Here is a 22,816-nt window from a genome sequence, read left to right as displayed (position 1 = left end):
CTTCAGAGATCATGGCCCGAATAAGAGCAGTTGAACGATTTGTTGCACAGCGGAAAGTCGGCAACGATGTTTCCTTCGATCGCCGCTTCAAGGAGCGGCCACTGAAACCATGACGGATCACGGAGGTGACAGCGCTCGACCAAGCCGCCCTTGCCAATGCGCAGCCAGGCCAGAATGTCGCCGCGAAAACCTTCGACGAGCGCCATGCCTTCATGCGATCGGTTTGTCTGCGCGAAATCGACGCGGATCGGTCCGTCTGGCAGTTGTCGCAGGACTTGTTCGATCAGGGACAGGCTCTGTTCGACCTCGTGGATACGAATCCATACACGGGCGTTCACATCGCCTTCCTGGAGGAGAGGTACATCGAAGGCGAGTTCGCCATAGGGTGGATAAGCGAGATTGCGTCGGGCATCGAAGTCCCGACCGGAGGCCCGGCCAACGTAGCCTCCGGCGCGATATTGACGAGCGAGTTCCACCTTCAGCCGGCCAGTTGCGACAGTCCGATCCTGCAGCGACGCCGTGTTGTCGTAGAGCTCGACCAGCGCGGGAAACCGCTGCCTGATCTCTGCGATCAGGGACCTGAGCGCTGTCGTGCCCTCATCGCTCAGGAAGCTTGCCACGCCTCCGGGCACGATGCAGTCGCGCATCAAACGGTGACCGAAGGCAGCATCGCTTGCCCGCAATACGCGCTCACGCAGCACCCCACAGTGGGCATGCATGAGCGCGAAGGCGGCATCATTGCAGATTGCGCCGATGTCGCCCAGATGATTGGCCAGGCGCTCCAACTCGGCCATGAGCGCTCGCAGCCAGACCGCGCGTGGGGGAACCTGGACACCCAGCGCCGCCTCGACCGCGCGGGCAAAAGCGAGGGAGTATGCCACGGTACTGTCGCCAGAGGTTCTGCCCGCCAATTTGGCTGCACGGTCGATGTCGGACCCCGCCATCAGGCCTTCTATACCCTTGTGCGCGTATCCGAGGCGCTGCTCCAGCCGGACGACCGTTTCACCGCTCGCCGTGAACCGGAAATGGCCCGGCTCGATGATGCCGGCATGCACGGGCCCGACTGGGATCTGATGCAGGCTCTCCCCCTCGGCAGGCAGGAAACTGTACGGGAAGGCAGTCGCAGCAGACGTCCGGACGCGGGTACTCAACGGATAGCTGACACCCCAGTGGCCATGATCAAGCCACCGTCTCATATCAGGCGCGCCTTGTGGCAGGAGCCCGAACAGGTCAGCAGCCGCACGTTCGAGCCGCAATGCGGGCGGATGCAGCCGGCCGACCGATGGGTAGCGGCCACTGGGGCATTCCAGGCTGACGACGCCGATGTCCCCGGCGCTTTCATCGAGAAGTGCCATGTGGACGGCGCCTGGCTCACCCCATAGGCCGAGCAAGCTCCAGTGGCCCTCGGCCAGTTGCTCGACGGCAAAGCCCCATTTTTTCGGAGTCACCACGGCGCGCGACCACGGGAAATGATTTTCGACACGTTGGCCAGCAAGGATGAGGTCGATCAGCGCGGGCATGCTCTTTCTCTCCTCTGCTCACCCCAGGATACTTGCGACGTGCTGGAACCATGTGACCAGCGGTGGCGGCAGATAGATGCCGGCGGCAAACACCAACGCCAAGTGGGAATACATCGGAATGTAGGACGCCTCGGCGGGTGCAGTGCTGCCGCGCGGTTCGCCGAAAGCGACGCCGGTCAGTCGAAGCAGCAGGGCGCCGAAAGCGAGCAGAATCCCGAAAACCAAGGGCATCGCCAAAAGAGGGTGTCTTGCAAATGTCGAACTCACGACCAGGAATTCGCTCATGAAGATACCGAGCGGAGGGAGGCCGGCAATGGCAACGACGCCGATGACGAGCGCCCAGCCAAGGGCAGGATGTGTTTCCGTCAGTCCCCGGATTTCGGCGATGTTCTGTGTCCCCTTGACCTGGGCAATGTGGCCGACCGTGAAAAAGATCGCCGACTTGGTCAGGCTGTGCATGACCATGTGCAGCAGCCCGGCAAAATTGGCGAGCGGGCCTCCTATGCCGAAGGCGAACACGATGATGCCCATGTGCTCGATCGAGGAGTACGCGAACAGGCGTTTGATGTCGCGGCGGCGGTAGAGCATGAAGGCCGCGAAGACAAGCGACGTCAGTCCCATCGTGATCATCAATGGCCCAGGTGCGATCGCTTCCGGGCTTGCCGCGAGCAATAGCTTGAAGCGCAGCACGGCATAGAGTGCGACGTTTAACAGCAAGCCCGACAGCACTGCGGAAATCGGCGTTGGACCCTCAGCATGCGCGTCTGGCAGCCAGGCATGTAAGGGCGCAAGGCCGACCTTCGTCCCGTAGCCGAGCAGCAGAAAGATGAAGGCGACATTGAGCAGAGCCGGATCGAAGCGCGCGGCGTGAGCGATGAGCACCGTCCAGACCATCGCATTCGTCCCCTCGCCAACAACCGGCTGTGCAGCCATGTAGACGAGGATGGTGCCGAACAGTGCGAGCGCGATGCCGACGCTGCCCAGAATGAAATATTTCCAGGCTGCCTCCAGCGCTTCGTGCGTGCGGTAGATGCCGACCATGAGCACGGTGGTCAGCGTGGCAAGCTCCACCGCCACCCACATCAAGCCAATATTGTTGGACACGAACGCCAGGTTCATGCCGAACATCATGACCTGGTACATTGCGTGATAAAACCGCAAGTTCGGGACTGTCAGCCGCCCGGTCTCCAGTTCGTGGGCAATGTAGGAAGCGCTGAAGACGCTGGTGGTGAAGCCGACGAATGTGTTGAGCACGATGAAGACGATATTGAGATCGTCGACGAGCAGATACTGCCCAGGCTGCGGGCGGTCGGTGACAAGAAGCGACAGTGCGGCGAGCAAGGTCAGCAAGCTCGCAGCGACATTGACGCCCGCCGATATCCGGTATTTCGGCAGCGCCGCCAGAAGTGCGGCCGCGAAGACCGGTATCAGCAAAATGGCGGCCACCGCATCGAGGGAAAACGCGGTCAACGGTGTTCTCCCCTGTAGTCGTCGAGCGCGCCGACATCCACCGAGTCGAACCTCTCGCGGATGCGGAACAGGAAGACTCCGATGACGATGAAGGCGATAAGGATCGAGAAGGCGACACTGATCTCGACGACCAGAGGCATGCCCTTGGCCCCCGTGGCGGCGAGGACCAGACCGTTCTCGAGCGACATGAATCCGACAACTTGGCTGACGGCGTTGCGGCGGGTGACCATCACCAGCAGCCCCAGCAAAATGATGGACAGCGCGAAAGCCAGGTCCTCGCGGGCGAGGGGATCAGCCTCGGGAGTGACGCGCAGCATCAGGACCATGGACAGGGTCACCAGGCCTATCCCCGCAAGCATCGTCGTACCGATGCCGACGGCGGTCTCGACGTCACGATGGATGCCGAGCCGCTGAATGATGCGATGAAGCCCGACAGGAATGACGATCGCCTTGAAGACGAGGGCGATTGCCGCCGTGACGTAGAGATGATGCGCGTCCTGAATGTATGCCTGCCAAGCTACGGACAGGGCCAGCACGATTGCATGAAGCGCAAAAACGTTGATCAGAGCAAAGAGGCGATCCTGATACAGCATCATGAAACTGACCAGCACCAGGCCGCCGGCGAGCAGGTGAGCGATGTCGAAGGTGAGGCCGTTCATCAGAGGCTCCGTGAGACGAACAGCAGGAGCGTGCCGAGCAGGGCCAGCATCAGCGCTGCCCCGAGGAAATCCGGGACGCGGAAGACGCGCATCTTGGCGATGGCAGTCTCAAACACGGCGAGGAGAACGCCACAGACGGCAAGCTTGCCGACATAGGCGACGACACCCGGAGCAAGGGATTCCAGTCCTGCACCGGCGCTCGCCAGTCCCCAAGGTAGGAAGACGCAGGAAATCAGCGACACATAGAGCAGAAGCTTGAGGAAGGCGGCAAACTCGATCATCGCCAGATGGCGACCGGAATATTCCAGCACCATCGCCTCATGAACCATGGTGAGTTCCAGATGGGTCGATGGGTTGTCCACGGGTATGCGGGCGTTTTCGGCGATCGCCACCATCACGAGGGCGATGAGCGACATCCCGAGCGACACCCGCAAGCCAACCTCCGGTGACCCCATGAAGGCGGCGACCGTTGAGAGTTGCGTAGCACCCGCGACGAGCGCCAGGCTGAACACGATGAGCAGCATGGCGGGTTCGGCCAGCGAAGCGATCATCACCTCGCGGCTCGAGCCGATGCCGCCGAAGCTCGTGCCGACGTCCATGCCTGCCAGCGCCAGGAAGAACCGGGCGCTTCCCAGCAGTGCGACAATGGCTATGAGATCGGCGGTCCAACTGAATGTGAGGCCGGCGGCGAATGTCGGGATGAGCGCCGCGCCGACCCAGGTGGTGGCAAAGATCAGATAGGGCGTCACGCGAAACAGCCAGGATGCGTTGTCCGCCAGAACGACTTCCTTGCGCATCAGCCGCAAGAGATCGCGGTAAGGTTGGATCAGGGAAGGACCCTGGCGGCGCAAGAGCCGTGCCTTCACCTTGCGCACGAATCCGGTCAGGAGCGGCGCCAGCAAAAGCACCAGCGCCATCTGCGCGCCTTGAACGGCCAACTCGAGAATCACGGCCATAGTGCGAGCACCAGGAGCAGGACAATGAGAAAGAGAAAGACGAGGGTCAGGTAGCGCCTGATCGTCAGGAACTGCAGATGGTTGAGGTGGTCGGTCGCAAAGTCGAGGGCCCGGCCGATAGGCAGGTACAGCGTCTCCCAGATCACATCATGCATTTCGACATTCAGACGAGCCGGACCGGTCTCGCCAGGTGCCGGCATTTCGACGGTTTCCCTTGCACGGAATACGAACGTGCCGAAGACGCGGCGGATAGGCTGCGCGAAGCTGACGGCCGTGTACTGCGAGCTCGGGACCACATCCGGGAAGCCACAACCCCAGGCGGGACCCCGACGGAGTGCATGTGATGCAAAGCGATGGATCACATATGCCGCAGCGGATGCGGAAAAGGCGATGAACAGGAACACCAACAGGCCGTTGTAGGAACTGCGGCTCGCTGCAATCGGCACGATAGACAGCCAGGGCTGGGCCACCTGCACAGGCATCCGACTGCCGATCAGTGGCAGTGTCACCGATGAGAGGCCGTCTATCACAAGACCGGGCAGAATGCCGGCCAGGAGACAAAGGGCAGCGAGAATGAACATTGCCGCCAGCGAGTAGCGGTCGACCTCATGCGCCAGTTCCACCGCGGCCGAGCGTGGCCGGCCGAGGAATGCAATCCCGAACGCCTTTACAAAGCAGGCCGCGGCCAGTGCCGCTGACAGCGCCAGCAGACCGCCAACGGCGGGCACCATGACCTTCAGTCCCCATTGTGGCAGATCGGGGCTCTGCAATATGGCCTGAAAGGCCAGCCATTCGGAGACGAAGCCGTTGAAGGGTGGAAGTGCCGAGATCGCGACGCAACCGACGAGAAAGGCAAAACTTGTAAAGGGCATGCGGTGGATGAGACCGCCCAGCTTCTCCATATCCCGCTCTCCGGTTGCCGTCAGCACGGCGCCCGCGCCGAAAAACAGCAGGCTCTTGAAAAAGGAATGGTTGAGGACGTGGAACAGCGCGGCGGTGAGCGCCAGCGCTGCAGCCGATGGCATGGCGTTCGCCTTGAAAGCGAGCGCGAGACCAAGGCTTACGAAGATGACGCCGATGTTTTCAATGGTGCTATAGGCAAGCAGTCGCTTCAGGTCCTTTTCCATCAGCGCGTAGAGGATGCCGAGAACCGCCGTCAGCCCGCCAAGGAAAAGCACGGCAACGCCCGACCACCATGCCGGCTCACCGAGCAGATCGAAAATAACGCGTATGAAGCCATAGACTGCGACCTTGGTCATCACGCCGCTCATGAGAGCCGAGACGTGGCTTGGCGCGGCCGGATGGGCGAGTGGCAGCCAGACGTGCAGCGGGACGAGTCCGGCCTTGGAGCCGGCGCCCAGCAGCATGAGAACCAGGACGAAAGCAGCGGCGAACGGGGTGGGATCGGCGGCTCGCATCGCGTCGAATGTGTAGGTTCCATCGGATCCGGCGAGCAGGCCGAACGCAAGCAGCAGCGCGAGTGTGCCGAAGCTCGCCATCACGAGATAGATGTAGCCCGCCCGCGCATTGTCCTGCTTGCGATGGTGCGCCATGACGAGCGCCCAGGAGGCGAGCGACATGAATTCCCAGGAAAGCAGGAAAGTGAAGGCGTCGTCGGCCACCACGACAAGGTTCATTCCGGCTAGGAAAGCCGGGAAGAACGGCAGCACCCGATGCGGCGCAGACTCATGCCTGCCGTAGCCGAGGCCATAAAGACTGGCCATGGAGCCGCCGAAGTTGACGACGATGAGGAAGAAAGTCGACAGCGCATCCAAACGGAAATGAGCGCCAATCCATGGCAATCCAAGAGGCAACGCCACAGTCGACGGGGTGACGGGATTGTCGGCGATGCGGCTCGCGAGAACCATGAGCACGGCCGCCGATATACCTAGCGTCAAGCCGTAGATCAGGCGTGTTCCCAAGTCGGATCTGCGGCTTTCCGCAATCGCAAGCACCGCAGTCCCCAGGAGCGCAGCGACGCCCCACAGGAGGACCGCGGCCCCCGAAATCACGCCACGCTCCTCACGGGGAGTTTGGCATCCGTATCGACTCCGCCAAGGATTTTGGCGGGGTCAAAATCCGCTTTCAGTCGCACGCCGCGCCCGCCGATTTGGCTGGAGGCGCCTTCAGCGATCAATTCCACGCCGGCGAGGTCAAGTGCCCCGATCAGCTTCATGAGAGAATCGACGTTACCCCGAATAATCGACTCGCTGGCTTCCATGCGTTGAATTGTCGGCACGGAAAGACCGGACAATTCGGCAAGCCTGCGCTGGTCGATGCCAAGGAGCGCCCTCGCGGCACGCAACTGTGGAGCAGTTATCACGGTCGCATCCCCCTTTTTGATCAGCTTTGAGATATTATCTCTACGTCTTGCAGCATATATTAAAATGCGGCGCATTCAATTAGTGATGCGTGACGCATCTGTATTGAGGCTGTAGAAAACCGGGCGATACGCCCTGCCTCGAACCAAAGCCATGCGGCCATTCCCGTCACGGCCAGTCTTGTCGCCAGCCATCTCGGATTTGCGCGTGATGGGGCTGGCAATGGGCCCTTATCTCGGCCGGCCACTCGATTGGAGCCGCCGCGGGCGCGTCGGCTATCTCTTCGACCTCACTCTACGCTATGAGTGGGTATGGCTGAGTTCGCTTGCTCTTGTCGTTGGGCCGATCTCATCGTGTTCGTGCTTCAGGATCGGCCAAAACAGATAGCTGCCGAAATCCAGGAACAGCGCCTTCGCGAATGTGCTGCCAAATCTGGCATGCGGCAAAGCTCTGCAGCGCTACTGCCAAAGCCGCCTCATGCGAACGGAGACGTCCTCCAGGACTGGCATGGAGGCCAGCACGAGGAGAATGGCCGCCAGAAACAACGTCGCCGCGAAGCCGACATGCTTGAAACCCACAGCGCCGACGACGCCGCCGAGAAAGAACAATGCTGGTCGTCACGCTCTCGCTTTATGCCATCCAGAACGCGCTGCTCAGCCGCAGCGGCGCCGGTCTGCGCTAGGAGGCCCGGATGTCCTCCCCGCGATCAACCACCACCAGCCGGCTTGGCCGCTTCGGCCTCGGGCTGACGGCCATGATGGTGCTGGCTTTCCTCATGGCGCCGCTGATCATCATCGTGCTGTTCTCGTTCAAGAGCAGCGGCGATTTCACCTTTCCCATCACCGGCTGGTCGCTGAAATGGTACCGCGAGTTCTTCTCGATGCAGACCTGGATGGATGCCCTGCGCAACAGCCTGGTTCTGGCTGTCTCGACGACACTTTTGGCGACGCCGCTAGGCACCATGGCCGCGCTCGGCCTCGCGGCGCCTAATCTGCCAGGTCGGCGCACGATCTCCGCCTTGCTGCTGGTGCCGATGATCGCGCCGGTGGTCATCGTCGGCGTCGGCATGTATTTCGTCTTCTCGATGGCCGGCCTGACCGCGACCCTTCCCGGCCTCATCCTCGGCCATACCTCGCTCGCCGTTCCCTTCGTCGTGGTGACCGTCTCGGCCGTTCTCACCGGTCTCGACAGGCGGCTGCTCTGGGCGGCCGCCAGCATGGGGGCGCCACCCTTCCTCACCTTCCGCAAAGTCACGCTTCCGGTCATTCTGCCGGGCATCGCGTCGGGCGCGCTGTTTGCCTTCGCCACCTCGCTCGACGAAGTCGTGGTGACGATGTTCCTCGCCGGTCCCGGACAACGCACCTTGCCGCGCGAGATGTTCACCATCGCGCGCGACACGCTGACGCCGACCATCGCGGCTGCTGCCACAGTGCTGATCGCCGCCTCGATCGTTTTGCTGATTGCGTCCACAGCGCTCGGCCGCTCGAATCGATAGCGCCGGCCGTCCCGACAAGGAACCCCTCGGCTTCTGGCCACGGGTTTGTCGATCAAACGCATGTTGCCCAAAACTGCACAGCGGCTCGGGACAGCGGCTCGGATTGAAACAGGAGCGCAAAAGCGCGTCAGCGGATCGTGGTCTATCGCGTAATAAAGCCTTTCAGGAACGCGGCCAGCGATGGAAGTCGAGTTAATCCTGATCGTCCAGCAAAGCGATGGCATCGAACGGTTGTTCGCGCGGCACCCGGATTTCGGCGCCGATACTTTGAAGGCTGGCAAGGAGTGCCGACACCCTTTCGGGCTCTTCCGGGTTCTGTTTCAGCACGCCGCCGGCAAGTCGGGTCAGCGGGCTATGGAGGAATTGCCGCTAGCGGGCAAAGGTGATGCGGATCGCTCCATAGGGTCCGAAATCGGCAGCGATAGTGTCACTGTGGCGACACTCCACGGGCCGGATGAACGAGCCCGACAGCACGACCTGTCCGGCGGATATCTGCATGCCGTACTGATGCAGCCGGTTGGCCAGCCAGGCGATGCCCTTCGCCGGATGATCGAGCACCCCGGCGCCGAGCCCGGTCTCTTCGACCTCGCCATTGCGCGACAGGATGGCGCCGATCCAGCGCAGGTCGGCCTCGCGCGGTCCGGCACGACGGCCGCCGACGACGACGCCGGCATTGGCGGCATTGTCGGAGATGGTGTCGAAGAAGGTCCGTATCCTGCCGCTCTCCTTGTTGACGCGCTCGATACGGGTGTCGAGGATCTCCAGCGCCGGCGTGATGTAGTCGGTGGCGTCGAGCACGTCGTCGATCGACACGTCCGGACCGGCCAGCGACGCCTTCATGACGAAGGCGATCTCGGCCTCGATGCGCGGCTGGATGAAGCGGCCGGCTGGAACGGTGCCGCCGTCATCGAAGAACATGTCGTCGAACAGCACACCGGAATCCGGAATGTCGATGGCGAGCGCCGACTGCATCGCCTTGGAGGTCAGGCCGATCTTCCAGCCTTTGATCGTCAGGCCCGAGGCCACTTTTCGTTTCACCAGCGCCGCCTGGACGAGATAGGCGTCATCCATCGTCGCCCCGGGGAAATCGAGGCTGAGCAGCCTGATCTGGCGGCGGTCGCGCTCGGCCTCGAACAGCCTCGCGGCCGCGTCGTCGACCTGTTCCGGCGTCATCATCGACCGGTCCCTTCGTCGACGACGCCGTTGCTGAGCAAGCCAATGCCGTCGGCCTCGACCTCGATCACATCGCCCGGCTTCAGCCAGATTGGCGGGTCGAACCGGGCGCCGGCGCCGGTCGGCGTGCCGGTGACGATGATGTCGCCCGGCGCCAGCGTGGTGAAGGTCGAGATGTAGTTGATGATCTTGCGGAAGGAAAAGATCATGCGGCCGGTGCGGTCCTGCTGGCGAACCTCGCCATTGACGCGCGTGGTCAGCGCGATGTCGGCGATCTGTGCCTCGTCGGTGAACGGCACCAGCCAGGGGCCGATAGAGCCGGTCAGGTCGAAGTTCTTGCCCTGGGTGACATTGAACTTGGCGTGGCGCACCCAGTCGCGGATGGTGCCCTCGTTGCAGAGCGAAAGTGCTGCGATATGGCCCAGCGCATCCGCCTCGGCGATCCTGCGGCCGCCCTTGCCGATGACGATGACGATCTCGCCCTCATAATCGAGCTGCGGCGATTCCGACGGCCGCACGAGGGGCCTGCCATGGCCGACGAAGGAGCGCGGGAAGCGGATGAACAGCGACGGGTTCGAGGGTGCGGCCTGTCCGTCCTTGTACTCCTCGTTGCGGTCCGGATAGTTGACGCCGACGCAGATGATCTTTTCGGGCGAGGGGACGGGTATCTCGTAGGCGATGGCGTCGAGCGGGAAATCGGCGGCGAAAGCGTCCGCCTCTTCCGTCAGCCGTCGCAGTGCGCCGGCCTCTATCACCTCGCGCAAACTCGGCCACTGTGCGTGTCGCGCCGACAGGTCGACGCCGCCCTTGTCGGTGATTGCGCCGTAGCGCGTTTTGCCGCCAACGGTGAAGGTGGCGAGACGTGCCGCGCTCATTTGTTTCCCCTGCAGTTAGCCGACGTCACGGCGCGACGATCGGCGAGGCCGCCAGATCGGACTTGCGCGGCTCGACGCCGGCAAAAGTGCTGCCTTCCTCGAACCAGCTCTTCGGCGCCGGTGCGCCCCACAGCGTCTGGCGCTGCGGGTCCTTGAGGTCCCATTTGATCGGCTCTAGGTCGGGATCTACCGTCTGGTAGTCCGAGCAATAGATCTCGATGCGGTGATTGTCGGGATCACGGATATAGAGGAAGAAGGCGTTGGAGATGCCGTGCCGGCCGGGGCCGCGCTCGATGTTCGGCAGCCAGCCGGTGGTGGCCATCAGGTCGAGCAGATCGATGATGTTGAGCGGTGTCGGCACCCAGAAGGCGACGTGGTGCAGGCGTGGGCCAATGCCGTTGGTGAAGGCGATGTCGTGGACACCGCCCTTGCGGTGCGTCCATGCCGCCCAAAGTCTTCCGGTCGCGGCATCCTCCGTGTACTCGGTCACGCGGAAGCCGAGCTCGTTGTAGAACGCCACCGATTCATCGACATTGGGCGAGAAGCAGTTGAAGTGGTCGATGCGCAGCGGCTTGACGCCTTTGTACAGCGCATACTTCTGATGGATCGGCGGCAGCCGCTCCATTCTGGAATAGAATTCGAGCGGAATGCCGTGCGGGTCGCGGGTGCGGAAGGTACGCGACTGGTAGGGCCGCTCGACCCATTTCACAGGCAGACCCCTGGCTTTGAAGAAGTGCTCGGCCTTGTCGAGATCGTCGTCGGAAAACAGCTTGAAGCCGAGGTCGCGGGCTTCCGGCGCGGCACCTTTCCTGAGCACGATGCAATGGTGGCCGCGCTCTTCCATGGCGCGCAGATAGATGGCGTCCTTGGTCTCGTCGGTCACCTGCAGGCCGAGCGTGTCGACATAGAACGCGCGCGACTTACCGAGGTCCGTAACAGCCAGCTCGACGTGGCTGAGCCGCACGATGTTGAATGCCGGGTAGAGATTGGGTGTGGGCAAGGGCATCGTTGGGGTCTCCGGTCAGCCGCCGAGCTTCTGGATGGAATGCGGCGCCGTGGCGAACGCGATGTTCTTGGTTTCCATGTAGAAATCGAACGACCAGTCGCCGCCGTCGCGGCCGATGCCTGAGTTCTTGGCGCCGCCGAACGGCGTCGGCAGGTGGCGCACATTCTCCGAATTGACCCAGATCATGCCGGCGTCGAGCGCGTCGGTGAAGCGGAAGGCGCGGGTGACGTCCGAGGTCCAGAGATAGCCGGTCAGGCCGTATTGCGTGTCGTTGGCCAGCGCCAGCGCCTCGGCCTCGTCCTTGAACGAGATGGCGGTCAGCACGGGTCCGAATATCTCTTCCTGGGCGATGCGCATCTTGTTGGTGGCGCCGACGAACAGCGTCGGGCTGACATAGCAGCCGCCGCCCGGACCGGCGAACTTGCCGCCGCCGGCGGTGACGACAGCGCCTTCCGACTTGCCGATCTCGATATAGGACAGCACCTTTTCCTCATGCACCGGATGGATCAGTGGGCCAACCACGGTTTCGGGGTCGAGCGGATGGCCTATCCTGATGCGCTTGGCCTTCTCCGCCACCAGCGCGGTGAACTTGTCGTAGATGCTTTCCTCGACCAGCAGGCGTGAGGACGAGGTGCAGCGCTCGCCGTTCAGCGAATAGATCATGAAGACGGCAGCGTCGGCCGCCCGCTCCAGATCGGCATCGGCAAAGACGATGACCGGGTTCTTGCCGCCGAGTTCGAAATGCACGCGCTTCAGCGTGTCGGCACCCTGCTTCATGATCATCGAGCCGGTGCGGCTTTCGCCGACGAAGCCGATCGCCTTGATGTCGGGGTGTTCGGTCAGCGCTCTGCCGGCGTCCTCGCCAAAGCCGTTGACGAGGTTCCACACGCCCTTCGGCAGGCCGGCCTCCTCGGCGATCTCGACCAAAAGCCGCGCGGTCAGCGGCGAGAACTCGGCTGGCTTGTGGACGATCGTACAGCCGGCGGCGAGCGCCGGCGCGATCTTCCAGGTCGACAGCATGAAAGGTGTGTTCCACGGCGTGATCACGCCGACCGGGCCGACCGGCACGCGCGTCGTCATGTTGACCTGGTTCGGTGCGCGGATCGTGTGGCCGTCGCGGGCCTCCGGCGCGCGGTCGGCGTAGAAGCGGAAGTTCTCCGCGCCGCGCAGCGCTGCTTTGGCCATGAACTTCAATGACTGGCCGGTGTCCATGCATTCGACGAAAGCGATTTCCTCGGCCCGCGCGACGATGGCGTCGGCTATTTTGTGCAACTGCTTCTTGCGGGCGTCGCCTGATATCGCCGCCCAGTCGCGGAAGGCAGCCTTCGCCGCCTTGGCGGCGCGGTCGATGTCGGCGGCCTTGCCGCGTGCCACCTTGGCGATCGGCTTCAGGTCGATTGGCGACAGCGTCTCGTATGTCGAGCCGTCGGCGGCCGGCACGGTTTCGCCGCCGATCTGGTTGAGCACGCCAGCGCTTCTGAAGCGCTCGAGATAGGCCTCGGCCTTTCTCAGATTGTCGTCCAATGCCGCCATGATATGGGTTCCTGTCACTTGCCGCGCAGGCGCGGGTGGATGGCATTCTTCTTCCAGCTTAGTTCGGCATCGATCTCGCGGATCTCCAGCGACAGCGCGAAATGCGGCGTCGTGAACAGAGATGCGAGATGATCCGAAACAGTAGTGAAGATCGCCTCGCCGGTGCGTTTCTTTTCCTCGGCGCTGCGGCCCTTGCCGATGCGGAAGTTCATGTCGATGAACCCGTTCTCCGGGAGGCGATCGGCGATCGCGTATGCCTCGGCGCGAAAAGCGCGTACCCTCACCGCGCCATGTTCGAACAGGCCGGTTTCGAGGATGGTGCGAGCGACCAGCGTGCAAAGCGCGCTGATGTCGACCTTGGCGTCGAGATTCGCCGAATATTCGATCGCCATATGTGGCAAGGTTTCCTCCACCTTGTAATTAACATGTGAATTACATCTTGACGGCGGAATGTCAAGTGTCGTTCTCTATGCAGATACAGCTCTCGATGGTGGGATTGCCGCCCCCGGCGAAATCGCGGATATAGCTGCGATCCGAGTCTCATTGTGTGGTGCGAGTCGTACCGGAATTGGAATTTTTTGGAGACCTGACCTTGCTACCGCCCAGCACCCGCCGCTCCCTGCCCATGGCTCTGCTTCGCGCCCGCGAAGTGATCATGGCGCATTTCCGGCCGATGCTTGCCCGCCACGACATCACTGAGCAGCAGTGGCGCGTGCTGCGTGTGCTTGCCGAAGCCGGGCCGCTCGAGGCAACCGAACTTGCCCATCGCGCCTCGATCCTTCCGCCCAGCCTGACCCGCATCATCAAGGCGATGGAGGAACGGCAGTTCATCACCCGCAACAAGGTCAAGGATGACGGTCGCCGGGCGCTGCTCGCAATCAGCCCGGCCGGGCTGGCGCTGATCGAGGATTTGTCGCCCGAGCGCATCGCCATCTACGATGCGATCGAGCAGCGCTACGGCGCCGAACAGCATGAGCACCTGCTCGACCTGCTCGAAAACCTGATCCAGTCGGAATCATCCGAAAACCAGACTTGACAGCCTCTACCCGCCAAAACTGCCGAGTGCACTCGGCTGCGTGTAGTTGCGGCCGACATAGAGCAGCGCCGCCTCGTCGCTGCCGTGGCGGATGTCGACGACGCGGCCGAACATCACATTGTGCGTGCCAACCTTGTTCACGTCGCCGATCTCGCAATCGAAGCTGACGATGGCGTCGAGCAGCGCCGGCATGCCGGACGGCATGGTCTGCCATCTTGCCGCATTGTAGCGCTCGCCCATGTCGCGGATCGTACCGGCGAACTTTGCCGCCAGATGGGTGTGTAACTGCGTCAGCACGTTGACGCAGAAACGCTGGTTGGCGAGGAACAGGCCGGTCTGCGCCGAGCGCTCGTTCATGCACACAAGCAGCGTCGGCGGATCGTCGGAAACGCTGCACATGGCGGTCGCAGTGAAGCCGCCGCGGCCGGCCGGACCATCAGTCGTGACGATGTTGACCGGCGCACAGACCCGCGCCATCGCCTCACGGAACTCCAGCCTTGCAACTTGTGGCTCCATGGCCGGGACCTCAGCTTGCGCCAGCCGGCAGCGGCGGCAGCCAGGTGTCGCCGGTCCAGCCCTTTTCGTCGTAGTCGGCCATGCAGGTGTCGACCAGTTCCTCCATCGCCCTCAGGCGCCCGCCGCGCTCAGCACCCTTCAGCACCTGCAGCCGCACCTCTTCCGGCGCACCGGCATAGTTGAGCTCATAGAGCGCGTGGCGGCCGCCGAACTCGGTGCCGGTCGCATCCCACAGCAGCTTCATGATCTTGATGCGTTCGACATGGCCCATGTCATTGGAGCCGCGCACGTACTGGGCAAGGTACTTGTCGATCTCCGGATTGTCGAAATCCTTTGCCGAGGACGGCAGGTAGATCAGCCCCGAAGCGATGACTCGGCGCACCGTATCGATAACGCGCGGATAGGCCTCCGACATGAAAGTGCGATAGGCGAGCGCCGCTTCGAGATTGGGCAGCACGGCGCCGTTCGCCCATGGGATCGGGTTGTGCGCCATGGCGTTGGAAAAGCTCCAGAACATGTGGCGCAGCGCAATTACTTCGCCGAGGGCCGCCTGGTTGCCGCGGAAGGCATCCCCGCCCGTCGCGCGCAGCGCCTTCGCCAGCAGGCCTGCGAGGAAGTCGAGCTTGACGGCGAAGCGCGTGCAGCCCTGAAAACAATAGCCGTGCATGAAGCCCGACGCCGGGTGGAAGGAGAGGATCTTCTGCGCATCGCGCAGCACCAGCACGTCCTCCCAGGGGATGAAGACATTGTCCAGCACCAGGATCGCATCGTTCTCGTCGAAACGAGACGACAGCGGATAGTCGAAGGGATGGCCGACCGTGTTGGCCGTCTGCTCGTAAGAGACGCGGCAGAACATCTTTATCCCCGGCGCGTTCATAGGCACGATGAACATCACCGACAATGACGGGTCCTCGGTGACCGTCGCCGAGCTCTGCGCCAGGAAATTGTAATGGGTGAGCGCTGACGACGTCGCCACCACCTTGGCGCCGGACACCCAGATGCCGGCGTCGTTCTCCTTCGTGATGTGCACGAACACGTCCTTCACCTGCTCGGCCGGCTTGTGGCGGTCGATCGGCGGGTTGACGATGGCATGGTTCATGAACAGGGCCGCTTCCTGGGCGCGTTTGTGCCAGGCGAGTGCATTGTCCCTGAACGGGCCGTACCACTCGGCATTGGCGCCGAGCGTGTTCATAAGTGCTGCCTTGTAATCGGGCGTGCGCCCCATCCAGCCGTAGGACATGCGCGACCAGTCGGCGATGGCGGTCTGCTGTGCGGCGAGATCCGCGGCGGAATGGGCGACGCGGAAATATTTGTGCGTGTAGCCGCCAGAACCGGTGTCGGTCGGCGAGGTCAGCACCGCCTGCCGCGCCGGATCGTGCAAGGCATCGTAGAGGCGGGCCAGCGAGCGCGCCGAGTTGCGCATCGCCGGATGGGTGGTGACGTCGGCAATCCGCTCGCCATTGATATAGACCTCGCGCCCGTCGCGCAGGCTCTGCAAATATTCGGCACCGGTAAACGGCCGTTTCGTGTCGGCCCGGAAATCTTCCGATCGCATCATGATCCTCCTTTAACGCGTCAACTGTAGCGATCGTCGTGACAAAGGTTTATGGACGAAAGTATAGAACCACTTGGATTTTTTCGCCGTGATGAGCCAGACTGCCATTCCCGAATTCTTCGTCTACGGCGAACCGGCGCGTGCGCTCGACGTCGGATTCCTGCATGTCGAGACTGTTCTTGCGCGTGCCTCCGTGCATCGCGGCCAGGTTCTCGCGCACAAGCACCCGCAAATGGCGCAGATCACCTTCTGGACCGGCGGCAGCGGCATTTATCGGATCGAAGACGAGACCTGGAGTTTTTCGGCGCCGACGGTGAGCTTCATGCCGAGCGGCGTGGTCCACGGATTCAGCATCGAGACGGGCGCCGACGCCATCGTTGTCTCGGTCGCCGATGCTGCCCTTGCGGCGATCGCTGAGCAGTCCGCGCTGCCGCTCGACCAGCCGGTCTTCGTCACCGGACGCGGTGAAACGGCCCTCTGGGAAAGGTTGGGTGATACGGTTACGATGATCCAGGCGGAATATGCCGACAGGTTGCCCGGTATGGAGAAAATCCTGCCGCCGCTGATCGCCGTGGCATTGTCGGGCATCGCCCGCCTCGATGCGCAGTCGCATGCTGTCGCGGTGCCGGCGACGGTGGCGCTGGGCGGCCGGCTGCGGCGTCTGATCGACCGACACTTTCGCGACGACTGGCCGGTCGAGCGCTATGCCGCCGCGCTCGGCACCACGCGCCATCTGCTCGACAAGGCAGCGCGGCAGGTGCTCGGCGCGGGCGTACGCCAGGCGGTTGGTGAGCGGCGGCTGGTCGAGGCCAAGCGCCTGCTGCTGTTCACCGTGCGCCCGGTCGAGGACATCGCCTATGAGACCGGGTTCAACGACCCGGCTTATTTCTCGCGCTTCTTCCGCGCCGCCGTCGGCCTCTCGCCGGCGGCGTGGCGACGCCTGCGGCTCGGTCAGGACTGAGCGTCACCGTCGCTCAGGCGGCTGCCGTCAGTCCGGCGTCGAGAGCCTCGGCGATCTTTGCCACATCGGCGGACGAGATCACCAGCGGCGGCGACAGGATGATGGTGTTGCCGGAGACGCGCAGCATGACGCCGGCCTTGTAGGCGGCCTCTGCGGCGGCATTCATCGTCTTCTTGTCGGCCGGCTTCTTGGCGGCACGGTCGGAAACCAGTTCGAGCGCCGCCATCAGCCCTTGGTAGCGCACATCGCCAACCAAAGCGTGCTTCGCCTTCAGCGCCTCCAGCGCCTTGCCGAGCTCGACACCGCGCGCCGCCGCATTCTCGTTGACGGCAAGCCGCTTGGTCTCGGCGAGTGTGGCCAGCCCCGCCGCGCAGCCGACCGGATGGCCGGAATAGGTGTAGCCGTGCCCGATCGAGCCGAAGCTGGTCTTGTCGGCCTCGAAGACGTCGGCAACCTTGGCGCTGATCAGCGTGGCGCCGAGCGGGAAGTAGCCTGAGGTGATCGCCTTGGCGATGGTCATGAAATCCGGCTTCACTCCGGAGAGCCGCGAGCCCGACCAGGCGCCGGTGCGACCGAAGCCGGTCACCACCTCGTCGGCGATGAGCAGGATGTCGTGACGGTCGCAGATCGCCCGCACCATCGGCATGAAGCTCTCATGCGGAACGATCACACCGCCGGCGCCGAGCACTGGCTCCATGATGAAGGCGGCGATCGTGTCGGCGCCCTGGAAGGCGATCTCGTCTTCGATCGCCCGCGCGCAGAGTTTCGCCAGCTTCGCCGGATCGGTCTCGTCGAACGGATTGCGGTAGGTCCATGGCGCCGGTGTGTGGAAGACGCCGGGCAAAAGCGGCTCGTAGTTGCGCCGGAAATTGGCATTGCCGTTGACCGAGGCGCCGCCGAAATGCGTTCCGTGATAGCCCTTCTTCAGCGCCAGGAACTTCGTCCGGTCGCCCTGGCCCCTGATCTTCCAGTATTGCCGCGACAGCCGCAGTGCCGTCTCGACCGAGTCCGAGCCGCCGGAGGTGAAGAAGGTCCGTACCATGCCCTCGGGAGCGAACCAGTCGCACAGCTCATAGGCAAGCTCGATCGACGGTCCGGTCGAGGTGCCGCGAAAGCCGGAATAATAGGGCAGGGCGTCGAGTTGTGCTGCGATCGCCTTCTTGATCGGATCGCAGCTGTAGCCGAGGTTGACGTTCCACAGGCCCCCGACTGCATCGAGGATGGTGCGGCCTTCGGCATCGGTGACCGAGACGCCTTCGCCCTTCATGATGATCTTTGGCGGCGTCGCGCGCATCTCGGCCGGATGCGCCATCGGATGCCAGATCGGCTTGGCGTTGTTCTCGGTGAGGAAGTTGATGTCGCGCATCGGTGGGAACTCCGTTTCTTGAATTCTTAGGCCGCAACGCCGAAATGGCCGAGCGCCTCTGCATAGCCTTGCCCCGGTTGGGCGACGTCGAAATGCACGGCCAGCATGCCGGCGGCGACCGCGCCGTCGACGTTACGCTTCTGGTCGTCGACGAAGACGCAAGCCGCGGGCGGCAAGTGCAGTGCTTCGCTCACCATCGCATAAGCGCGCGGATCGGGTTTCAGGATGTGCGTGTAGGTGGCGTCGATGATGGTCTCGAACAGCGACAGCAGCGGCAGGCGCTCGCGAAAGCTGTTGCCGTAGAACAAGTCGAGCTCGTTGGAGAGGATGGCGAGCCGGATGCCAGCTTCATGCGCCGCACGGATCGCTCGTTCCGCCTCTGGCCGCACCACCGCTTGCGGGTCGGCGCCGCGCGCCCGCTGCACGAAAGTCGACATGTCGTCCCAGTCCTCGCCGACGAGACGGCCGACTTCACGCGTGCGCGTCTTCCAGTAGTCGCGCTCGCTGATCTCGTCGGCTTGCATGGAACGCCACAGCGGGTCGGATGCCGGATCGAACGGCCCGCGCCAGCCGAGCATGCCGGGCGTCAAGTCCAATGCGCGTTCGGTCAACGCGTGCGTTTCGAACAGCGTGCGGGTGACGACGCCGCCGAAATCAAGCACCAGCGCCTTTGGCGATGGCCCGCTCATGCAGCTTGAGTTCCTTCCGGCGCGCCCAGCGGCACAATGCCTTCGGCGACCCAGCGGTCGAAGATCTCCAGTGCCTTGGCGCTGAAGGCGGCGTCGTTGATGTGCCCTGATATCTCGTGCAACTCGGCATTGCCGGGCACGCTCGAGCGCATCTCCTCGACAAAGGCCGACAGCGCCTCCGGTTCGTGCAGCGGCTCGCCCTCCTGGTCCCATTGCTGGATGCCGCCTGCCGGCAGGATGAAGGCGGTCGGCCCGGTTGCGGCGGCGAGCTTCTCGCCGATGGCGCGCGCGATCTCCTTGCGGGTTTCGCCGTCTGATGTCACCGAGGCGAGCAGGCGGTTGTGCGCATGGTACGGCCGTTCGAAGAAACGGGCAGGCACTGCTTGCCAGGTCGGAAAATCCACCATGTCGACGGCGCCAGGTGCCACGATCTGAGGGATGCCTTGCCGACCAGCATTTTCCAGCCGGTCGGAGCCCGAATTCACCACCGAGCCGGTCAGCTGGTTGGCGAGTTCCTGAAGGCTGAAATCCATCACCGCGACGAAGCCGCGTTGCGCGGCGATCGCCTCAAGCGCCCGGCCGCCCATGCCGGTGGTGTGGAAGACGATGACTTCATAGCCGCGCTTCTCCAGCTCCGGCTTCAGCGTCACCATATAGTGCAGGCAGCTTTTTCCCAGCGAACTCATGCCTATCCTGGGCCGCGTCGCGTCCGGCTTAACGACGGCGCGCGCGGCACCCACCACCGCTCCGCAGGCCTGCGACAGCACCGCCTTGCAGGCACTGTTGAGGCCATAGAGACCGCCCGCCCACAGGATCATCATCAGGTCTGTGGCGATCCGTTCTGGTGGCAGCAGATGTGAATAGGCAATGGTCGAGATGACGAATTTCGGCACGCCGAGCGGCAGCGCCAGCGCGACGTCAAGCGCAAGGTCGGTGCCCATCGAGCCACCGAGCGCGATGAAACCGTGGATTTCGCCCTTGTCGCAGAGTGCGCGGGCAAGCCGCGAGGCGCCGAGCGCCATCAGCGTCATCGCCGAATTCTCGTCGCCGCTGGCGATGATCGCCTCGATGGTCGTGTCGGCAGCTTGAGCCACCGCATGCTTGTCATGCGCCGGCTGGTAGGGCGGATCGCCGAGCACGCTCACATCCATCATCACGGCGACACCGCCGACCGCCTCGATGCGCTCGCGCATGAAGAGCAATTCGTCGGCCTTGGTGTCACCGGTGCCTATAACCAGGATTCGGCGTGTCTCCTCCACAGTCAATCTCCTTGCAGGGGTATTTGTTGTCATGCTCGCTTGAGGCCCGGCTGGCCCTGCCGTCCGAAAAGCCGCTCGCTGATAACGCGCGCAGCCGCCGCCACACTGGCGCCATAGCGCTCGATCTCGCCCTTCTGGACCCGCACCTTAGGCGCCGCGACGGCGATGATGCCAATGGCAAAACCGTCGGCGCCGAGGATCGGCGCCGCGACGCTGAGCACGCCCTCCTCGAAGCCTTGCGAGCCGGTCGAGTGCCCGCGCGCGCGGGCGGCGGCGACATGCTCGGCAAGTGTTTTCGCGTCGCTTATTGTGTGGGGCGTGAAGGCCGGCAGCGGTCCGGCCAGAACAGCGTCTCGGATACGCTCTTCCGTGAACGCCAGGAACGCAATGCCAGAAGCCGTCGCATGCATCGGCAGCACCTCGCCGAGTTGCACGCTGACGCGATTGGCCCTGGTCGATTCGACGACATGGACTGTGATCAGGCCGCGCTTCGAATATTCCGACAGGTGCACCGTCTCATCGGTTTCCGCCGCCAGCGCCTCGACCACCGGCACCGCCGTGCGCAGGAAGGGAAACTGGGCTTCGCGCATCAGCGCCAGCCGCGCGACACCGGCGCCCAGCCGGTAAAGACGCGTGGCTTCATCCTGCTCGACCAGCCCATGCGCTATCAGGGAGACCAGCAGCCGGCGCGTTGTTGCCTTGTCATGGCCGGCGCGCCGGGCGAGGTCAGCCAACGCCGTCTCGGGCTCGCCGCGACCGAGCATTTCCAGCAGCGTGATGGCCTTGCTCACCGTACCCATGCGTATCTGATCCTCCATCTGATACTTAACGTGCGAATTAACTTGACAGGAAGCCGGTTCCTTTGCAAGTCTATATTCGAAATGTCGTTGCAAATAATGAAACGACAAGGCGGCCCGAAACAGGGCCTCGACATTTCAGGGACACTTGGCTTCCGCAGCGCGGAATTGGAGGGAAAGATGACGACAATTGAAGCCGGCGAAGCGAACCGGCTGAGGAAGAACAGCCTTGGCGTTGGCGCCATCACCTTCATGGTGATCTCGGCAGCGGCGCCTCTGACGGCTGTGGCTGGCGGCACGCCGCTCGGCATGCTGATGGGCAATGGCGCGGGCTTTGCCGGCACCTATCTGATCGTGACGCTGCTGCTGCTGTTGTTCGCGGTCGGCTATGTCGCCATGTCGCGCCATGTCGGCAATGCAGGCGCCTTCTATGCGTATGCGGCGCGCGGGCTCGGCGGTCTCGCCGGCGGCGCCACGGCGCTGATCGCAATCCTGTCCTACAATGCCATGCAGATCGGCGTCATGGGCCTTCTCGGTGCCGCGACCGCCGGGCTGTTCGCCGGCTGGGGCATCAACTTGCCCTGGTGGGCGTGGAGTTTCATCGCCATCGCCATCGTCGCCGTGCTCGGCTACAGGCAGGTCGACCTGTCGGCCAAGATCCTGACCGTTCTGGTGCTTGCCGAATACGTCGTGGTGCTGATCCTCGACATGGCGATCGTCAAGACCGGAGGCGATAGTGGACTGTCAGCGGCGCCGTTCAGTTGGAGCCAGATCACCAGCGGCGCGCCGGCGATCGCCATCCTGTTCTGCTTTGCCGCGTTCATCGGCTTCGAGGCAACGACGATCTATGCCGAGGAGGCGCGCGACCCCAAGGTCACCATTCCGCGGGCGACATATTTCTCCGTCATCCTGATCGGCGTCTTCTACATGGTCACCGCATGGCTGATGGCGGTCGGTGCCGGCGTTGATAAGCTGCTGCCGGCGCTGCAGGGGCTTCAGGATCCGACCACGTTCCTGTTCGGCCTGTCCGACCGCTACGCCGGAACGATGCTCTCGCACGCCATGAGCATCCTGTTCGTGTCGAGCCTGTTTGCCGGCGTACTGGCGTTCCACAATGCGGTCGCCCGCTACATCTATGTTTCCGGCCGCGAGAAGCTCCTGCCGCGGACCATCGGCGTGACCCATTCGACGCACCAGAGCCCGCATGTCGCCTCGGTCATCCAGAGCGTGCTTGCCGCTGTCGTCGTCGGGCTCTTCGCCGTGCTTGGCCTTGACCCGGTGCTGGCGCTGTTTTCGTGGCTGACCAACGTTGCCACTCTCGGCGTCATCGTGATGATGGCGGTGGCCTCGCTCGCCGTCGTGATGTTCTTCCGTGCCAACCCGTCCAGTCAGGAGAACGCGGTGAAGACCACAATCCTGCCGGGGCTGACCTTCATCGCCTTCGTCATCATCATCTATCTGATCGTCATCAATTTCGGCGGCCTGTCCGGTGCTGGCGGGTTCCTCGGCGTGTTCCTGCCGGCGCTGGTGCTGATCGCGGCCGTGGTTGGCCTTGTGCTGGCGAGCGCGTTGAAGAGCCGGGATCCGGTGGCCTTCGCCGAGCTTGGACAGCCTTTGAAGGACTGAGAT

General features: G+C 63.3%; 22 protein-coding genes. 4 read left to right on the top strand and 18 right to left on the bottom strand.

Annotated features, from left to right (window positions below; genetic code table 11):
* Positions 1–2: 2 nt before the first annotated feature.
* The 7 genes from NKH60_RS04990 to NKH60_RS04960 form a co-directional block, all read right to left on the bottom strand.
* Positions 3–1,520 (bottom strand): hydrogenase large subunit, encoded by a 1,518-nt coding sequence (locus NKH60_RS04990; RefSeq protein ID WP_352682058.1) that lies wholly within the window; start codon positions 1,518–1,520, stop codon positions 3–5.
* A gap of 18 nt (positions 1,521–1,538) precedes the next feature.
* Positions 1,539–2,990 carry a hydrogenase 4 subunit F gene (locus tag NKH60_RS04985; RefSeq protein WP_352685371.1) on the bottom strand — a complete coding sequence of 484 codons (1,452 nt, stop codon included), beginning with the start codon at positions 2,988–2,990 and terminating at the stop codon, positions 1,539–1,541.
* Positions 2,987–3,649 (bottom strand): hydrogenase-4 component E, encoded by a 663-nt coding sequence (locus tag NKH60_RS04980; RefSeq protein ID WP_023675519.1) that lies wholly within the window; start codon positions 3,647–3,649, stop codon positions 2,987–2,989. The genes NKH60_RS04985 and NKH60_RS04980 overlap by 4 nt, the downstream gene beginning before the upstream one ends.
* Positions 3,649–4,605, bottom strand: a complete 957-nt coding sequence (locus NKH60_RS04975; RefSeq protein ID WP_023675520.1) for a respiratory chain complex I subunit 1 family protein — start codon at positions 4,603–4,605, stop codon at positions 3,649–3,651. The genes NKH60_RS04980 and NKH60_RS04975 overlap by 1 nt, the downstream gene beginning before the upstream one ends.
* Positions 4,596–6,617 carry a hydrogenase 4 subunit B gene (hyfB, locus tag NKH60_RS04970; protein WP_502898642.1) on the bottom strand — a complete coding sequence of 674 codons (2,022 nt, stop codon included), beginning with the start codon at positions 6,615–6,617 and terminating at the stop codon, positions 4,596–4,598. The genes NKH60_RS04975 and hyfB overlap by 10 nt, the downstream gene beginning before the upstream one ends.
* Entirely contained in the window at positions 6,614–6,928 is a 315-nt protein-coding gene (locus tag NKH60_RS04965) for a helix-turn-helix domain-containing protein (RefSeq protein ID WP_023675522.1), read from the bottom strand. The genes hyfB and NKH60_RS04965 overlap by 4 nt, the downstream gene beginning before the upstream one ends.
* Positions 6,929–7,384: 456 nt before the next feature.
* Positions 7,385–7,534, bottom strand: coding sequence for a hypothetical protein (locus NKH60_RS04960; RefSeq protein WP_352469632.1), 150 nt, complete (start codon positions 7,532–7,534; stop codon positions 7,385–7,387).
* An 83-nt stretch (positions 7,535–7,617) separates the two neighbouring features.
* Here NKH60_RS04960 and NKH60_RS04955 point away from each other — a divergent pair, with 83 nt between their 5' ends.
* Positions 7,618–8,421, top strand: coding sequence for an ABC transporter permease (locus NKH60_RS04955; protein ID WP_352612811.1), 804 nt, complete (start codon positions 7,618–7,620; stop codon positions 8,419–8,421).
* A gap of 369 nt (positions 8,422–8,790) precedes the next feature.
* On the opposite strand, the gene hpaH is transcribed toward NKH60_RS04955, so the two are convergent.
* The 5 genes from hpaH to NKH60_RS04930 are packed head-to-tail and all read right to left on the bottom strand — an operon-like array spanning position 8,791 to position 13,409.
* A complete protein-coding gene (gene hpaH / locus NKH60_RS04950; RefSeq protein ID WP_352836788.1) occupies positions 8,791–9,597 on the bottom strand; it encodes a 2-oxo-hept-4-ene-1,7-dioate hydratase in 807 nt (268 codons plus the stop codon).
* On the bottom strand, positions 9,594–10,469 hold the full coding sequence (locus NKH60_RS04945; protein WP_352836785.1) for a fumarylacetoacetate hydrolase family protein: 876 nt from the start codon (positions 10,467–10,469) through the stop codon (positions 9,594–9,596). The genes hpaH and NKH60_RS04945 overlap by 4 nt, the downstream gene beginning before the upstream one ends.
* Before the next feature lie 25 nt (positions 10,470–10,494).
* On the bottom strand, positions 10,495–11,475 hold the full coding sequence (gene hpaD, locus NKH60_RS04940; RefSeq protein ID WP_352469637.1) for a 3,4-dihydroxyphenylacetate 2,3-dioxygenase: 981 nt from the start codon (positions 11,473–11,475) through the stop codon (positions 10,495–10,497).
* 15 nt (positions 11,476–11,490) lie between these two features.
* Positions 11,491–13,008, bottom strand: coding sequence for a 5-carboxymethyl-2-hydroxymuconate semialdehyde dehydrogenase (hpaE, locus tag NKH60_RS04935; protein WP_352836783.1), 1,518 nt, complete (start codon positions 13,006–13,008; stop codon positions 11,491–11,493).
* Between the two features lie 14 nt (positions 13,009–13,022).
* The gene (locus tag NKH60_RS04930; RefSeq protein WP_352503132.1) at positions 13,023–13,409 is read right to left on the bottom strand and encodes a 5-carboxymethyl-2-hydroxymuconate Delta-isomerase; all 387 of its coding nucleotides are present in this window, start codon (positions 13,407–13,409) and stop codon (positions 13,023–13,025) included.
* Between the two features lie 224 nt (positions 13,410–13,633).
* On the opposite strand from NKH60_RS04930, the gene hpaR reads away from it, so the two are divergent.
* Positions 13,634–14,044, top strand: a complete 411-nt coding sequence (hpaR, locus tag NKH60_RS04925; protein ID WP_352685406.1) for a homoprotocatechuate degradation operon regulator HpaR — start codon at positions 13,634–13,636, stop codon at positions 14,042–14,044.
* 6 nt (positions 14,045–14,050) lie between these two features.
* Here the strand turns inward: hpaR and NKH60_RS04920 are convergent, their stop codons facing one another.
* Both NKH60_RS04920 and NKH60_RS04915 read right to left on the bottom strand, forming a co-directional pair.
* On the bottom strand, positions 14,051–14,560 hold the full coding sequence (locus tag NKH60_RS04920; RefSeq protein WP_352836781.1) for a flavin reductase: 510 nt from the start codon (positions 14,558–14,560) through the stop codon (positions 14,051–14,053).
* Positions 14,561–14,570: 10 nt separating this feature from the next.
* Positions 14,571–16,115, bottom strand: a complete 1,545-nt coding sequence (locus NKH60_RS04915) for a 4-hydroxyphenylacetate 3-hydroxylase N-terminal domain-containing protein (RefSeq protein ID WP_352814583.1) — start codon at positions 16,113–16,115, stop codon at positions 14,571–14,573.
* 91 nt (positions 16,116–16,206) lie between these two features.
* Here NKH60_RS04915 and NKH60_RS04910 point away from each other — a divergent pair, with 91 nt between their 5' ends.
* Entirely contained in the window at positions 16,207–17,076 is an 870-nt protein-coding gene (locus tag NKH60_RS04910) for a helix-turn-helix domain-containing protein (protein WP_352469641.1), read from the top strand.
* A 13-nt stretch (positions 17,077–17,089) separates the two neighbouring features.
* Here NKH60_RS04910 and NKH60_RS04905 read toward each other — a convergent pair whose 3' ends face one another.
* From NKH60_RS04905 to NKH60_RS04890, 4 genes are read right to left on the bottom strand one after another with little or no spacing between them, the layout of a single operon-like run.
* Positions 17,090–18,442: an aspartate aminotransferase family protein gene (locus tag NKH60_RS04905; protein WP_352871365.1), complete on the bottom strand. Its 1,353-nt coding sequence runs from the start codon at positions 18,440–18,442 to the stop codon at positions 17,090–17,092.
* A gap of 26 nt (positions 18,443–18,468) precedes the next feature.
* Positions 18,469–19,131: an HAD family hydrolase gene (locus NKH60_RS04900; RefSeq protein ID WP_352685374.1), complete on the bottom strand. Its 663-nt coding sequence runs from the start codon at positions 19,129–19,131 to the stop codon at positions 18,469–18,471.
* Complete coding sequence (locus tag NKH60_RS04895) at positions 19,128–20,423, bottom strand: Tm-1-like ATP-binding domain-containing protein (protein ID WP_352685375.1); 1,296 nt, start codon at positions 20,421–20,423, stop codon at positions 19,128–19,130. Before NKH60_RS04895 ends, NKH60_RS04900 begins: the two co-directional genes overlap by 4 nt.
* A complete protein-coding gene (locus NKH60_RS04890) occupies positions 20,420–21,190 on the bottom strand; it encodes an IclR family transcriptional regulator (protein ID WP_352836775.1) in 771 nt (256 codons plus the stop codon). Before NKH60_RS04890 ends, NKH60_RS04895 begins: the two co-directional genes overlap by 4 nt.
* A 177-nt stretch (positions 21,191–21,367) precedes the next feature.
* On the opposite strand from NKH60_RS04890, the gene NKH60_RS04885 reads away from it, so the two are divergent.
* Positions 21,368–22,813 carry an APC family permease gene (locus NKH60_RS04885; protein WP_352685377.1) on the top strand — a complete coding sequence of 482 codons (1,446 nt, stop codon included), beginning with the start codon at positions 21,368–21,370 and terminating at the stop codon, positions 22,811–22,813.
* The last annotated feature ends 3 nt before the right edge of the window (positions 22,814–22,816 follow it).

Origin of the sequence: Mesorhizobium sp. M1006 (assembly GCF_040318825.1) — a bacterium.
Lineage (GTDB): Bacteria > Pseudomonadota > Alphaproteobacteria > Rhizobiales > Rhizobiaceae > Mesorhizobium.
This window is presented reverse-complemented; position numbering and strand designations above follow the sequence as displayed.